The sequence below is a fragment of the Halorubrum sp. BV1 genome (genome assembly GCF_000746205.1).
GTDB lineage: Archaea > Halobacteriota > Halobacteria > Halobacteriales > Haloferacaceae > Halorubrum.
In genome coordinates, this window is the sequence record NZ_JQKV01000001.1 from 230,675 (window position 1) to 245,047 (window position 14,373).

Below are 14,373 nucleotides of genomic sequence, written 5' to 3' on the forward strand. Positions count from 1 at the left end.
GTACTGGGACTGGGCCAGTCTCCCCGTCCAAAATCCTGTAGAGGGACTCTAAAGGCTTCTCTCTGTGTTTTAGACGGCGTCAGAGCGGTTTAGCAATCGGTTTTCTCCTGCTCGACGGGTGGGTTTCGAGACGAGGATACCGTGAAAGCCAATCGGTTGATTTTGAACAAATCGACCTACCCGCCTCGTCTCCCTACCGGGGCGAAGGGAGATCGTCGTATTTCTCCGCGACACTCCGAAGGAATTTGTGGGTAGTCGCTTGGCTGTACCGTTCCCCCTACTGTTCCTGAAACCATTCGTCCGCACCGTCCCACCCGCGAGTTCGGAGTAGTCTGTTCGCCACGTCCAGCCGTTCATGGTGGCCCAAGGCTTCCACGTCGTTTCGTTCGGCCCGTTGCTGTAGTCGATATGCGCCGCTTGGTTCAGGGTGTGGATTGTTCGTACTGTACTCTCGTCTTGGGCCGTTCTTCCCCGCTGAACCAACTTCATAGCCGTAGTGCCGAAGCCAATCGAGTGCTTCCTTTCGCCCGTCTATTCCTTCGTTGAACCACTTGGAATCGCTCAGCAGAGAACCGACAATTACCTCGCGTTCAGTTGGGCTGTCGAGTTCGATAATCCGCGAACTGGTGCTTTGACCGCCAAGGAGAACGAGGGTATCTCCCTGTTCATAGTTCCACTTCTCGTAGTCCTGCTTCGACAGTTGTACCGGCGCTTTCTCTCGCCATACAGTGTACTCGCCGTCAGCACTGACCGCTCCGTAAATGTGCGTCGAGATATAGGTACGCCACTCTTCTCTACCGTTGACGGTTGTCTTCCGACAGAACGGTGTACCCTTCACCTGTGCGACCGCCACGCTTCGACGCTGGCTTCCCGCGTTCGCGTAAGGACAGAATGGGTGTCGGTTGTACCGCTTCCACAATTCGAGGTTCCCTTTGCCGAAGGGCTTGCCCTGTTGTTCAATGAGTGGTGTCGGAATTTCTTTTATAAATCCTAATTTTTCAGAGAGGCTGTATCGGACTATCTAGGGGGTTCCCACATAATAACTGATTTCCCCTCTCTCTTTAGAGCCAACACCACCAACCAATTTCGCGATTCGCTTCTGTAGTCCTTCGTCGGATGAAGTGGAAGAGATACTGGTTTTCCTGATACCCGTATCATGATGTTCGGCTCCGGGTAGTCGGACAAGACTCTTCTTCTGGAAGTTCGAGGGATCAACTGTCACCGTGGCGTTCTCGTTATACTGCTTCGTCTCACGTCGCAACCGTGTGAGAGCGTCTTCATTATCTACGTAATAGGGAAGATAGACGTGAAGCGAAGTTCCACCTGTGAAGAACCACTTGCCCTTGTTCGGGTCTATCTCAAGCACTTCGCGGATATACTGTTTGAGTCCGGCCCGCATTTCGTAGTGGTCTACCTCGGCGTCTGATTCGACAAGGAGCGGATACCGAACGCAACTGTCGTCTTCGCACTCGGTCTGAATCTTCGTGGCTATGCTGTTGTAGTCCCGAACACCGAATCGGTGCCTTCGGTGAGCAGATCGTCATGTTTCTTGACTTGTTTGTCAGTCAGCAGGTAGACTGGTGAAACGAAATCAGCGTCCGCTGGGACTCGCTCATTCAGAGCATGAAGCCTATGGATTTGGTCAGGGTTTCCGTTTTCGTCTGTCTCGGCGTAGCGAACAAACGGGGTTAGCCCGCCCAGAATTTGAACGCTATGTCGAGATTGGTTATCTTCACTATGCGCTGGAGTTATTACGGTCGAATCGGTATATTTTGTTGTCGTCATTTACTGATTTATCTTCGGTAGTTGAGCCGGTTGGGATTGGACACTCCCCGGCAAAATTCTGCCTTCCTCACGAGAAACACCGATTAGCGGGTAGCCTCGTCAGGGTCGTACTGGTCGGCCATTTGTCGCATGAGTGACTCGTAATCCTGTCCGCCTCGTTTCAGTGAGCGAATCAGGTCACGCGTTTCAGGGCGAACGGGTATACTGGCATATTCTGTTGCCATATCAATAATCAGAGTTGGTACACTAATAAGGGCCAGCCCCTCGCGTACCAAATATTGGCTTCAGGAGCGCTCACAGTAGGTATAATAGCACTTCAGCAGTTCACAGTAGGGCTACTGTCAGAGCGAACGGCCAGTCGTGTTAGAACACGCGTAGGTATCTTCGACACTTTACGGCCGGTAGCATCATTAGTCAATTGGGCCCTCAAAGTATATTACGAGAGCCGATACTTCGCTCCCACCGGAGACGTGTAGACTGGCCTCACATCGGTCTAAATCAGAAATCATTCGGTTCGTAGAAATCATTATTGACAAATATGGCATCACCAGCTGTAAGTTGGCCATCTTCCCTAGTCCATAACTCATACAAGTTAAACAATCTGAAATTTTTTCCTCGGAGAAATTTGACAATATCCGTAAAAAGTGGTTGTTCTTTGTAAAGCTCAAGGAACTCTACTTCAGTCAAAATTAATTTTGTATTTGGTAAATGACCGCTTGCTCCTTTTAACGCTTCCAATTCATATCCCTGTAAATCAAGTTTTATTATATCCGGCGCATTTTCAATATACTTATCAATACGAACTTGTTCAACATTAACCTCTTCTTCTGTTTCTACTCCTTCGCCCTGATGAGAAAAATTAATTTCTGAACTCTCTAGAACTGACGACGTGGCATCATTTTTATTGATATTAAATTTAACTGATGTATTTTCAGAACCTAATGCGCGGTTATATATATTTATACCAGTATCATTTGCCATATTATTTGTGAGTTTTTGCGATAGGTACGGGTTTGCTTCGAAGGCATGAATGGTTGGGTCTGAAAATACGTCACCAAACTGATTGATTGTTGAGCCCTTATGAGCACCACCATCGACAATCACTGGATTCTCTTTGTCGATTAGCATTTTAACATCTTCAAATCTATCTCTTATAGCGTCCCGACCGGTCTTATTTATCAACTGATTCTGTATAACATCTTTTAAAACCGAGTAAAATTCACGGCATAAAACATGAGGGCCTTCTGTATACAGAATATTAAGTGCCGTCCGTAATTTCCCGTACATACAGTCCCTCTGATTATATATCATTATATCATTTCTGGTTTCAAGAGTCGCATAACGAACTGTGAGTAACCTCTCGTCACAAAGTGGTATATCCCCTCTCGGAAGCGAGTTCTAACTCCCGGGTTCGGATTCAACGCGACGACGTGTTTCTGTGGAATGAACAAAACGATTGGCAAGGAGACGACTGGCGAGTAGACGTCGTTCAGAACCGCGAGACGGCTCCGAGAGATTCCTATGCTAACATAGGGTGGATATATGACCGCTCTCGGAGCCGCTCAAGCCGTTAGATAGCATTCTACAGAAGGTGGCCCAATGTCTCGGTAAATCAACGAGCGCTTCCACGCGGGCCGCACGCAACTCTCGTGCTTGTTGTGGTGAATGCTTCCCTCAATGCCCGAAATCAGTGCGCTTGAGGTATCATACTCACTGATTCTTCTCGAAATAGGGGAAGGACTGAAAGGGCCACAGCCCCTACGTTTTCATGGAACCCCACGAGGGCGCGGCGACAAATATCCACGATGTGCGTATCAACGGTAGCGAAACTAGTGCTTTATTTAAACACCGTCCCGTTGTCCCGGGTATGCAAACCCACATCGTGCCGGTCGGCTTCGATTACGACCGCATGATCGCCCCGCTCATCCGGGACCAGTTCGACGTCGACCGGGTGATCCTCTTGGAGGGGACGGTCGGCAGCGAGGCCAACGTGGAGTACTCGCGGAACATTGCCCGGAAGCTCGAACAGGATTTCACGAACTTACTCGGCGCGGAGACCGTCCGCGAGCGGCTGACCGACGTGTACGACTACGACGCCGCCTTCGAACGCGCCTTCGACCTGATCAACGCGGAGCTTGACGGCGGCGCGAACGGCGACGTGAGCGCGGACGACGCCACCGATAACGGCGAGGTGACCACAGACGCCGCGAGCGGCGACGACCGAGAGGTGTGGGTGAACCTCTGTTCGATGCCGCGTCCGGTCTCGTTCGCGTTCGCGACCGCCGCCCACTCGATCATGGTCGAGCGGCAGGACGACCGCGACCGGATCCACACCTACTACACCGCCCCCGAGAAGTACCTCGAAACGGAACTCGCGGAGGAGCTGCGAGCCAACCGGGACCTGCTCGAAGAACTGCTTGCGGAGCGCAACGGCGAGGACGGCACGGCCGAAACCGGGAACGAGACCTCCGGCGTCGACACCGGTCGAATCGCGGACCGGCTCGCGACGACGACGGAGTTACTCTCCGAGTTCGACGAGCGGGGAACGACCATCGGCGCGAAGCGCATCGGCGACACCCACGTCATCGAGCTGCCCGTCGCCTCTTTCCAGAACGTCAAGCCCTTCGAGGAACTCGTCTTGTTCACCCTCGGCGAGCACGGCGAGTTCGCCTCCGTCTCCGAACTGGCCGAGACGCTCGCGGCCGACCTCAACGAGGAGTACACGGACTCGTTCCGCTCGAAGGTGATCTACAACGTCGACCGCCTCGGTCCCGGCGGAAAAGGCTACATCGAGCGCGAGGAGCGCGGGAAGTCCTACCGGACGACGCTCTCGCGGATCGGCGAGCTGTGGGTCCGCGCCCACGCCGACGACGACCGCGATCTGGCGTGAACCGGTGATATCCGACGACACAGGCGCGCCGGACACACCGGCCGGGGTCTGAGACGGGCGTTCTCTCGGCGATCCGGAGTGCCGTGACCGCCCGCTTTTTACCCGTGGGACGGGGACAGTTACGGGATGACTTCGGCCGGCGACTCCGATGCGACTCCGGGCGACTCCGACGGCGGAGCCGCCGCCATCGATGCGGATGAGTTCGACTTCGCCGACCCCTCGACCGACCAGTCGTTTGAGAACGCGCTCGCGAAGGCCCGCGGCGGAACGCGGCTCACCGTCGACGACGCGGTCGAACTGCTCGCGACGGGGACGGACCGAGACGGGATCGATCCGGTCCGCAAGGAGGCCGTGTTGGAGGCCGCAGACCGGCGACGACGCGAGGCGGTCGGCGACGAGGTGACGTTCGTCGCCAACATCAACAACAACGTCACCACGGCCTGTAACACCGGCTGTCTGTTCTGTAACTTCAAGGACTCCGCTCACGCCTTCGAGGCCGACAGCGACGTCGACCACGCGGGGTTCACCAAGACCCCCGCGGAGTCGAAGGCGGTAGTCGAGGACGCGCTCGACATGGGCGTCTACGAGGTGTGTTCGGTCTCCGGGCTTCACCCCGCGCTGGCGCTCGACGCGGAACACCACGAGATCCTCGCCGCCTACGACGACCCGGCGAGCGAGGTGAACTACACGCCGCCGGACAGCTACGCCACCGATCCGGGCACCTACGTCGAACAGATCGAGGCGATGTCGGTCGGCGGGATCCACGTCCACTCGATGACGCCGGAAGAGGCGTACCACGCCAAACGCGGCACCGACTGGACGTACGAGGACGTGTACCGCGATCTCTCCGCGGCGGGGCTCGACTCCGCGCCGGGAACCGCCGCGGAGATCCTCGTCGATGAGGTCCGCGATGTGATCTGTCCGGGGAAGATCGGCACCGACGACTGGGTGGCGGCGATGGAGGGCGCGGTGGCGGCCGGCCTCGACGTGACCTCCACGATGATGTACGGCCACGTCGAGACGGTCGAACACCGTGCCGAGCACCTCGGCGTGATCCGCGACCTGCAGGACCGCACCGGCGGGATCACGGAGTTCGTCCCCCTCTCGTTCATTCACCAGAACACGCCGCTGTACCGACACGGCGTCGTGGACGGCGGCGCGTCGCGCGCCGAAGACGAACTGGTCGTCGCGGTCGCCCGCCTCTTTTTGGACAACGTCGACCACGTGCAGGCCTCGTGGGTCAAATCGGGCGACGCACACGGCCTCAAGCTCCTCAACTGCGGTGCCGACGACTTCATGGGAACCATCCTCTCCGAGGAGATCACGAAGCGGGCCGGCGGCGAGTACGGCGAGTACCGCTCGTTCGACGACTACGTCGAGATGATCACGGCGATCGGTCGGACGCCGGTCGAACGCTCGACCGACTACCGCACGCGTCGGCGTCTCGACCCCGACGACGGTCCGCACGGCCCGAAGCTCGGTCCGCGGGCCGACGGCACGCCACTCCTGTCTGACGGCTCGTCTGCGGGCGGCGAATCGAGTGCCAAATCCGCCGAGGCGGACGACTGAGGCGGACCGACGCATGCCCGCGTCCGCGTTTCCGAACCGCGATGTCGGGACCTGCTATCGCCTCCCACGAGGACAACCAATCGCCACGCTTTATTAACCGCCCCGAGTACCGGCGACATGGACCAGTTGCGGCAGTCGCTCCTCGACGCGCCGATCATCGAGAAAGGCGAGTATCAGTACTTCGTCCACCCGATAAGCGACGGCGTCCCGATGCTCGAACCGGAGCTGCTCCGGGAGATCGTCATCCGGATCATCCGGAAGGCGGAACTCGAGAACGTCGACAAGATCGTCACGCCCGCCGCGATGGGGATCCACATCTCCACCGCGCTCTCTCTCATGACCGACATCCCGCTCGTCGTCATCCGCAAGCGGCAGTACGGCCTCGACGGCGAGGTGCCGCTGTTCCAGGAGACGGGGTACTCCGAGTCTGAGATGTACATCAACGACGTCGAGGAGGGCGACCGCGTGCTCGTGTTAGACGACGTGCTCTCGACCGGCGGCACGATGAAGGCGATCTTAGACGCGCTCACCGACGAGGTCGGCGCGGACGTCGTCGACGTCGTGGCCGTGATCAAGAAGGCGGGCGAAAACGAGCTCGACGACACCGACTACAACGTGAAGACGCTGATCAACGTCACCGTCGAGGACGGCGAGGTCGTGATCGTCGACGCCCAAGGCGACGAGTAGCCCCAGTTCGAAACCCGGCGCGCGCTCTCGAACGGACCTCTCGCGGTGCAGCGCTCTGTTTGTGCCGACGGTTGACGCCGGGAACGACACCGACGGCTCGAAGAGTCGACACGTGAATCGAATGTATTTTACGCCGCGACAGAGTATTGTGTATATGAGTAAAAACAACGCAATACAACCGGACGGCGCGATACAGTGGCCCGACAATCTCGCCGGCTACGTTGCGATACTGATGGCTCTCGTCACCGGTCTCATCCACCTCGCGGCGACGACGAGAGCGATCGAAATGAGCGTCGTGCTGGCCGTCTTGTTCGTGCTCAACGGGTTGGGATTTCTAGGTGGGGCCGCGCTGTATCTCACCCGGTTCTGGCGGCGACAGCTGTTTCTCGTCGCTGCGGTGTACTCGGTCGTGACGATTCTCGCGCTGTTTCCGTTCCGCGGCTGGGGCATCGAGGCGTTCTACATGAACGGGGCGATCAACCCGATAGTCGTCATCACGAAAGCCGCCGAGGCGGTGTTAGCTGTCGTTTCGGTCCAGCTGTATCGCAGCGTCGACAAGTAGTCGACCGCGTTGACGACGGCGGGAGCAGCCCGACGGGCCATCCGCCAATTCGGCATCACAAACGGGGTCCGTACGGACCCCAACGACGCCACTACGAGAAGACACAACATACATGAGAATCAGTTCGCTTTTATGACCCATGTCTGAACAAACGCTGTACGAACGTCTGGGAGGTCACGAGGGAATTCGCGCCGTGGTCGATGATTTCTACGACAGGTTGCTGGCAGACGATGCGTTGGGACCGTTTTTTGAGACCGCGGACATGGAGAAACTCCGTCGAACGCAGACGGAGTACCTGTGCGAGGCGGCGGGCGGCCCGGAGACGTACGACGCCGAACCCATCCGTGAGGCCCACTTACACGTTCCGTTTACCCCGGAGCACATCCAGCGAGCGGTCGAGTTGTTACACGAGAGTTTGGACGCCTTCGATGTGCCTGCCGAAGACGCGGACGCCGTCGTTCAGGCGGTTGCCAGGTACGAAGAAGCGTTGCTGGCACGACCGGGCGACGAAACGGAGTGAGCGCGGAGAGCGCTCGATTCTCCACGAGGCGGATACGCCGTTGTCGCTGCGTGCCGAGCGGATCTAGATAGTGTCGTAATCTTCGCGGAACGTTTCGAGCGTCGCGGCGAGCACGCCGATGACGATCGGGCCGACGAACAGCCCGGTGAAGCCGACGGAGTAGATCCCGCCGAACACTCCGAGCAGAATGACCGCCGGGTTAAGGTGTGCCTGCTGGTCGATGACGAACGGTCGGGCGTAGTTGTCGACCATGGCGATCACGAGCACCCCGTAGACGGCGAGGAAGACGCCCGCAGTCACCTGATCGACGGCGACGAGGTACGCCGCGGCCGGTCCCCAGACGAAGAACGCTCCGACGAGCGGGACGAGCGCGAGCACGGCCATGACGAACGTCCAGAACACGACGTCCGGAATCCCGGCGGCCCAGAGGCCGATCCCGGCGACGGCCGCCTGCAACAGCGCCACGACGATGTGTCCGATCACGACCCCGCGGGTCATCGCGTCGACCCGGTCCACGAGATCGGACGTGACGTGCTGGGGCAGCGGACTCGTCGAGCGGAGCCAGCGAACGAACGCCGGACCGTCGATGAGCGTGTAGTAGACGAGAAACAGCGCCAGCGAGAGCCCGACCGACGCGCGGAGCCCCGTCGTGACGATCCCGCTTACCCCGCCGAAAAGCGAGTCGACGAGGAGCTGTCCGCCCATCGCGAGCAGCTCGCCGACGTCGACCTCCTGTCCGGTGAGAGCACCGATCTCGGCTTCGATCGCGGCCACGTCGATGTCGGTATTTCCGCGCGCGATGTCGGCCAAGTCGCGGGCGAACACCCACGAGATGTACGCGACAGGCAGGATAACAGAGACGACGGCGGTGAGAATGAGCCCCAACGCGGAGAGCATGCTGCCGACCCGCTGTGCGAGCGACTGTCGAAGCCGGCGGGCGAGAAGCGATCGAAGCCGCCGAGAGAGGCGAACGTGGAACGGAAAGAGGACGTACGCGAGGATGGCAGACGCGATGACGTACTCGACGAACGGGAGGATGACGAAGATAGTCAGGAGAGCGACGGACCCGATGAGCAACAGGAGAAACGACTGACCGCGGTTCATGTCTGTGTCCTCTCGCTGTCGCAATATAAACGTGGTCGGCGACAGGGAGCGCGGACGTGTCTCAGACGCTGGCTTCGTCTTCGTCGAGTCCGGGAGCGGCGCTCGGGTCGACCTCGTCTGGCGCTTCGGTCTCACCGCCGACGACGGTCTCGCCCTCGTCGGTCTCGACGTACACGTCGTCGGCGAATCCCGCGAGCGCGTTCTCGTACGCTGCGGTCTCAAGTCGGTCCGGCGTCTCCGGTGCCTCGGGGACCCCGTCGGCCGGCCGAAACGCGCCGAGCGGATCGTCGATGGTGATCGCGTGGTCGGTAAAGAACTCCTCGTAGCGGCGGTAGTGTGTCTCCAACTCGTCGCCGGGTATCTCCATCATCTCCGTCCAGCCGTGGTTGAAGAAGTCGAAATTGGCCTGGACGTGCGTGATCTCGCGGGCCTCGGCTTCGGTGAACCCTCGCTCTAAGGCGGCGACGTACGCGTCCATCGTCGCGTCGAAGAAACCGTCGAGGTGGTCGCGTCGCTCTTTACGACGCTCTTCGTCGGCCTTGTTGAGGAAGATGCTCGTGTGGAGGTCGACGAGCTTGTCGTTCGCCACGTCGCCCACGACCGGCGTCGTAAGCGCCTTCTTCGCGGCCCAGTGACGGATGTTCTGGCGGATTTTCATATCCGTGATTGGACCGCGATACCCTTGAATCTGTGGCGTCCGCAGTCGAGTTGCCGCACGACACGGGCGCTTCGAGCGACGGCTGTCGACCCGCGGCCGCGACGAAAGCATTATTGTGCACAGAAAACAATACCGCGTATGGGCAAGGCGACCGACAGCGACGACGACGACTGGGTTCGGCAGATTACGCACGAGCGGCGGGCGAAGGTGGAACACTTCCGCGATTCGGCGCGGTCGCCGCTGCCGGAGTCGATGCGCGGCGACGAGTTCCCCGGGCTAGCGTACTTCGAACCGGACCGAACGTACCGGTTCGTGCTCCCGCTTCACGAACACGACGAGCAGGAGACCGTGACCGTCGAGACGACCGCTGACGGCGAGCAGACGTACCGCCGGTGGGGCGAGTTCAGCTTCGAGATCGACGGCGAGCGGTCAGTCCTGCAGGCGTACCGACCGACCGACGGCTCCGACCGGTTCTGGGTTCCCTTCCGAGACGAGACCAACGGCGAAGAAACGTACGGCGCGGGCCGGTACCTCGACCTCGAACCGGAGCGCGACCGCGTCGACGGCGAGTGGATACTCGATTTCAACCACGCGTACAACCCGACATGCGCGTACAACCACGCGTACGAGTGTCCGCTGATCCCGATGGAAAACTGGCTCGACGTTCGGATCGAGGCCGGTGAGAAAGACTTTCCCGCCGATCCCGCTGGGTCCCACTCTCCGGAGTCGAACTGACCGATCGTTTCCTCGACCCCCCGCGTGAGCGACGGTGTGTCACGGCTACAGACGCGGATGACAACCCACATTAACCATGAATCCGAACGCCCGCGTATGAGTGATTCGTACGTGATCGTCGGTGACGGTATCGCGGGTGCGTCCGCGGCCGAGACGCTCCGTGAGGAAGCGCCGGACGCCGAGATCACGGTTCTCACCGACGAGGGAGAGTCCCTCTACAACCGGATCCTGATAAAGGAGTACGCGAAGGGGAAGCTCCCCGAAGCGCCGATCTCGATCCACCAGGAGTCGTGGTACGACGACCACGACGTCGACCTCCGGCTCAACACGGTCGTCGTCGACATCGACGTCGAAAACGACGCCGTCCACACCCACGAGGGCGAGACGTTCGAGTACGACTCGCTCCTCCTCGCCGTCGGCGGGACCCCCCAACAGCTCCCCGTCGAGAACGCCGACGCCGACGGGATCCACCACTTCTGGACGTTCCAAGACGCCCGAAACATCAAAGAGAGCGTCGAGGACGCAGAGCGGGCCGTCATCGTCGGTGCGGGGCTTCTCGGCATCGACTTCGCCGCCATCTGCGGCGCGCAGGACGTGGAGGCGAAGTACCTCATGCGCGGCGACGCGTGGTGGCGCTACGCGCTTTCGAAGGAGGGCGCAGAGATCATGCACGACGCGATGCGGGAACGTGGCGTCGAGCCGGTCTTCGACTCCGGCGTCGACCACTTCGAGGTAGACGACGAGGGCCACGTCGAAGCGGCCATCGACCCGAACGGTGAGCGCTACGAGTGCGACTTCGCGGGCGTCGCGATCGGACTCAACTTCAACACAGAACTCATCGAACCGACACCGATCGAGACCGAAAACGGCATCGTCGTCGACGAGTACATGCGGACCAACATCGACAACGTGTTCGCGGCGGGTGACATCACCACGTTCAACGACCTCGTGCTCGGCGAGCAGGGGAAAAACGGCTCGTGGGGATCGGCCAAAGAGCAGGGGACCGTCGCCGCACGCAACATGGTTGAGTACGGTGCCGACGCGTTCGAGTGGGTCTCCTCGTACTCGATCACTCACTTCGACTTCCCGTTCCTCTCGTTCGGCCACCCGACGCTCGGCGACGAGTCGGTCGAAGCGACGACCGACGAGGGCGAGTGGCGGCGCGTGGCACTCAAAGACGGCAAGGTCGTCGGCGGCGTCCTCATCGGCGACCTCTCGCCGCAGTCGGCGTTCAAACAGCTCATGCGCGACGGCCGCGACGTGAGCGGCCAGACGGACCTGCTCATGGAGCCCGGCTTCGCGGTCGACGACCTCGCAGCGACGACCGAACAGTAGCGTCCGCGGCGGTCAGTACCTTTTCCCGGTTTGACGCCGTAGACATTTTTATCGATGTTTCACGGCGCGCACGACGGACAGTCGGGTCCGCCTGATGACGAGTTCTACGTCTCGTTTATCGAGGAGAGCACGGATCCGGTCGTGTCCGTCGATGCGACGGGTGTCGTGGCGTACGCGAACCCGGCCGCAGAGCGGACCCTAGGGTACGACGCCGGAGCGCTTGTCGGTCGACGTCTCGGATCGCTGATCCCAGAGCGCATCGCCGACCGCCGAGCCCGGTCTCTCCGCGAACGGCTCTCGACACCCGAGCGTCTCGTCGACGGCGGAAACGTCACGGTTCCGCTCGCGGACACCGACGGGACGTCCCGAACGTTTTCCGTGAGGTTCCACAAACACGACCCCGGAGACGGTCAGGTGTACACCGGCATCTTCCGCGAACGAACCGAAGGTGCTCGAGGTCGCGACCTCCGGACGTATCGAAACCTGATCGAACACGCCGGACACGCGATATACGTCACAGACACCGACGGCACGATCGAGTACGTCAATCCGGCATTCACGGAACACACCGGCTACGAACCGGAGGAGGCCGTGGGCGAGACGCCGGCGATCCTCAACTCCGGGGAGATGTCGTCCGAATACTTCGACTCGCTGTGGGAGACGCTCCGTTCGGGCGGGGTGTGGGAAGAGGAGATAACCGACCGGAGAAAAGACGGCACGCTGTATCACGCCCATCAGACGATCGCGCCGGTGTTCGACGAGGCGGGGACGGTCTCCCGGTTCGTCGCCATCCAGACGGACATCACGAATCGGAAGCAGGCGGAGGGACGGCTGAAGCAGTACCGCGACATCGTCGAACGCCTCGACGACCCGATCTTATTGCAGAACCGCGACGGTGGGTTCGAACTCCTCAACGAGGCTGTGAGCGAGTTCGCCGGCGTGCCTCGCGAGCGGTTGTATGGAACGGACGAGACCGCCTTCATGGACGACGCGAGCGCCGCCGAAATCGACGAACACCGGCAGCGGGTCCTGGAGACGGAGGAGCCGACGTCGTACGAAATCTCTCCGACGTTTCCGGAAAGCGACCGGGACGCGACGTTCAGCACTCGTCGGTACCCCTACTACGACGGCGACGGCGAACTGGCGGGGACGTTCGCGATCTGCCACGACGTCACCGAACTCAAGCGCCAGCAAGCCGAACTAGAACGGTACGAGCGCGCCGTCGAGGGCGCGACCGACCTCATTGCCGCCGTCGACCGCGACGAACGGTTCCTGTTCGCGAACAAGCAGTACCGGGTGTACCACGGGATAGACGAGGGGGCAGACATCCGCGGCCGCACCCTCGCAGACGTCGTCGACGACGAACAGTACTCCGAGGTAACTCGACGAGTGAGTCGCGCGCTCAACGGGAATACGGTCGAATATCGAACGAGTCGAACCCACCCGGACCGCGGCACGCGGCGGTTCGACGTCCGGTACTACCCGTTCAAACCCACCGGAGACGGGGCTGCTGCGGCCGGCGGCGTCGTCGGGGTCCTGCGCGACGTAACGGACAGCGAGAACCGCGCCCACCAGCTTCGGGTCGTCGACCGGGTTCTGCAACACAACCTCCGCAACGCGATGACGGTCGTTCGCGGGCGGGCGGAACAGATCGCCGAGTCGGACGACCCGGCGGCCACCGACGCGGCCGCCGACGTGATCGCACGCGCCGAGGCGCTGCTGTCGACGAGCGAGAAGGTCCACCACATCACTGAGGTGTTGAGCGACCCCCCAGAGACGGAGTCGGTCGACGTCTCTCGAGCCGTCGAGCGGATCGCAGCGGCGGTCGCAGACGAGTTCCCGGAGGCGTCGGTGTCAGTGTCGACCGCGGAGTCGGCGACCGCGTCGGCGACGACGTGGCTCAGCCGCGCCATCGACGAACTGTTACGGAACGCGATCGTCCACCACGACGGGGACGAACCGGCCGTGGAGGCCGCGGTGGAACTGACCGACGACGGGGTGACGATCCGGATCACCGACGACGGTCCGGGACTGTCGGAAATGAATCGAGAGGTGTTAGAGACGGGCGAGGCCGTCGACGCCCTGTTTCACGGGAGCGGGCTCGGTCTCTGGCTCGTCTACTGGGTCGTCCAGCAGTCCGGCGGGTCCGCGAGCGTCGACGACGCGGACCCCCGAGGAACCCGTATCACGGTCACTCTTCCGCGGCCGGCCGTGCGACGCGACGCGTGACCGCTGCCGCACTCGTCGTGCCGCCGGAATATTTATCACCATCTATGGTGTATGTTAGCCCATAACAATGCGCGAGACAGACAGACGGATTCGGGTCCGGAGAGTCGGCCTCATCCCGGACGACGCGCGGGTTCGCCACTTCGACGAACTCGACGAGGACGCACAGACCGCGGTCAGCGAACTGGCCGGCCGTCCACGGACCGGGCGGGAAACGAGTGATCTCGACGACGGCGACGTGGTGAAGTTCACGGACTACTACCAGATTCGCGCGCGCTGACCGCCGAAGCGAAGTTGTTTTC

The 14,373-nt window shown here is 60.8% G+C and carries 14 protein-coding genes; 9 read left to right on the forward strand and 5 right to left on the reverse strand.

Features of this window, described 5'->3' with window-relative positions; genetic code table 11:
• Positions 1-277: 277 nt before the first annotated feature.
• The 3 genes from EP28_RS13945 to EP28_RS13580 form a co-directional block, all read right to left on the reverse strand.
• Entirely contained in the window at positions 278-853 is a 576-nt protein-coding gene (locus EP28_RS13945; protein ID WP_155118396.1) for a hypothetical protein, read from the reverse strand.
• A gap of 168 nt (positions 854-1,021) precedes the next feature.
• Positions 1,022-1,399, reverse strand: a complete 378-nt coding sequence (locus EP28_RS13950; RefSeq protein ID WP_155118397.1) for a hypothetical protein — start codon at positions 1,397-1,399, stop codon at positions 1,022-1,024.
• Positions 1,400-2,283: 884 nt separating this feature from the next.
• The gene (locus tag EP28_RS13580; RefSeq protein WP_196219582.1) at positions 2,284-3,072 is read right to left on the reverse strand and encodes an FkbM family methyltransferase; all 789 of its coding nucleotides are present in this window, start codon (positions 3,070-3,072) and stop codon (positions 2,284-2,286) included.
• Positions 3,073-3,652: 580 nt separating this feature from the next.
• Between EP28_RS13580 and EP28_RS01165 the strand changes: the two genes are divergently transcribed.
• The 5 genes from EP28_RS01165 (at position 3,653) to EP28_RS01185 (ending at position 8,013) form a co-directional block, all read left to right on the forward strand.
• Positions 3,653-4,675 carry an HFX_2341 family transcriptional regulator gene (locus tag EP28_RS01165; RefSeq protein ID WP_049982179.1) on the forward strand — a complete coding sequence of 341 codons (1,023 nt, stop codon included), beginning with the start codon at positions 3,653-3,655 and terminating at the stop codon, positions 4,673-4,675.
• Positions 4,676-4,801: 126 nt separating this feature from the next.
• Complete coding sequence (gene cofH, locus EP28_RS01170; protein WP_049982180.1) at positions 4,802-6,244, forward strand: 7,8-didemethyl-8-hydroxy-5-deazariboflavin synthase subunit CofH; 1,443 nt, start codon at positions 4,802-4,804, stop codon at positions 6,242-6,244.
• Between the two features lie 117 nt (positions 6,245-6,361).
• Positions 6,362-6,931 (forward strand): hypoxanthine/guanine phosphoribosyltransferase, encoded by a 570-nt coding sequence (hpt, locus tag EP28_RS01175; protein ID WP_049982181.1) that lies wholly within the window; start codon positions 6,362-6,364, stop codon positions 6,929-6,931.
• A gap of 154 nt (positions 6,932-7,085) precedes the next feature.
• Positions 7,086-7,493 carry a DUF7475 family protein gene (locus EP28_RS01180; RefSeq protein WP_049982182.1) on the forward strand — a complete coding sequence of 136 codons (408 nt, stop codon included), beginning with the start codon at positions 7,086-7,088 and terminating at the stop codon, positions 7,491-7,493.
• A gap of 139 nt (positions 7,494-7,632) precedes the next feature.
• On the forward strand, positions 7,633-8,013 hold the full coding sequence (locus tag EP28_RS01185; protein ID WP_049982183.1) for a truncated hemoglobin: 381 nt from the start codon (positions 7,633-7,635) through the stop codon (positions 8,011-8,013).
• A gap of 63 nt (positions 8,014-8,076) precedes the next feature.
• On the opposite strand, the gene EP28_RS01190 is transcribed toward EP28_RS01185, so the two are convergent.
• Together EP28_RS01190 and EP28_RS01195 are read right to left on the reverse strand one after the other, a co-directional pair.
• Complete coding sequence (locus tag EP28_RS01190; RefSeq protein ID WP_049982184.1) at positions 8,077-9,117, reverse strand: AI-2E family transporter; 1,041 nt, start codon at positions 9,115-9,117, stop codon at positions 8,077-8,079.
• A gap of 61 nt (positions 9,118-9,178) precedes the next feature.
• Complete coding sequence (locus EP28_RS01195; RefSeq protein ID WP_049982185.1) at positions 9,179-9,775, reverse strand: DUF6149 family protein; 597 nt, start codon at positions 9,773-9,775, stop codon at positions 9,179-9,181.
• Between the two features lie 138 nt (positions 9,776-9,913).
• Here EP28_RS01195 and EP28_RS01200 point away from each other — a divergent pair, with 138 nt between their 5' ends.
• From EP28_RS01200 to EP28_RS01215, 4 genes are all read left to right on the forward strand, one after another.
• Complete coding sequence (locus tag EP28_RS01200) at positions 9,914-10,510, forward strand: DUF1684 domain-containing protein (protein ID WP_049982186.1); 597 nt, start codon at positions 9,914-9,916, stop codon at positions 10,508-10,510.
• Positions 10,511-10,606: 96 nt separating this feature from the next.
• On the forward strand, positions 10,607-11,845 hold the full coding sequence (locus EP28_RS01205; protein WP_049982187.1) for an NAD(P)/FAD-dependent oxidoreductase: 1,239 nt from the start codon (positions 10,607-10,609) through the stop codon (positions 11,843-11,845).
• A gap of 54 nt (positions 11,846-11,899) precedes the next feature.
• A complete protein-coding gene (locus EP28_RS01210) occupies positions 11,900-14,074 on the forward strand; it encodes a PAS domain S-box protein (RefSeq protein WP_049982188.1) in 2,175 nt (724 codons plus the stop codon).
• A 67-nt stretch (positions 14,075-14,141) separates the two neighbouring features.
• Positions 14,142-14,351 (forward strand): DUF7979 domain-containing protein, encoded by a 210-nt coding sequence (locus tag EP28_RS01215; protein WP_230455242.1) that lies wholly within the window; start codon positions 14,142-14,144, stop codon positions 14,349-14,351.
• Positions 14,352-14,373 lie beyond the last annotated feature (22 nt).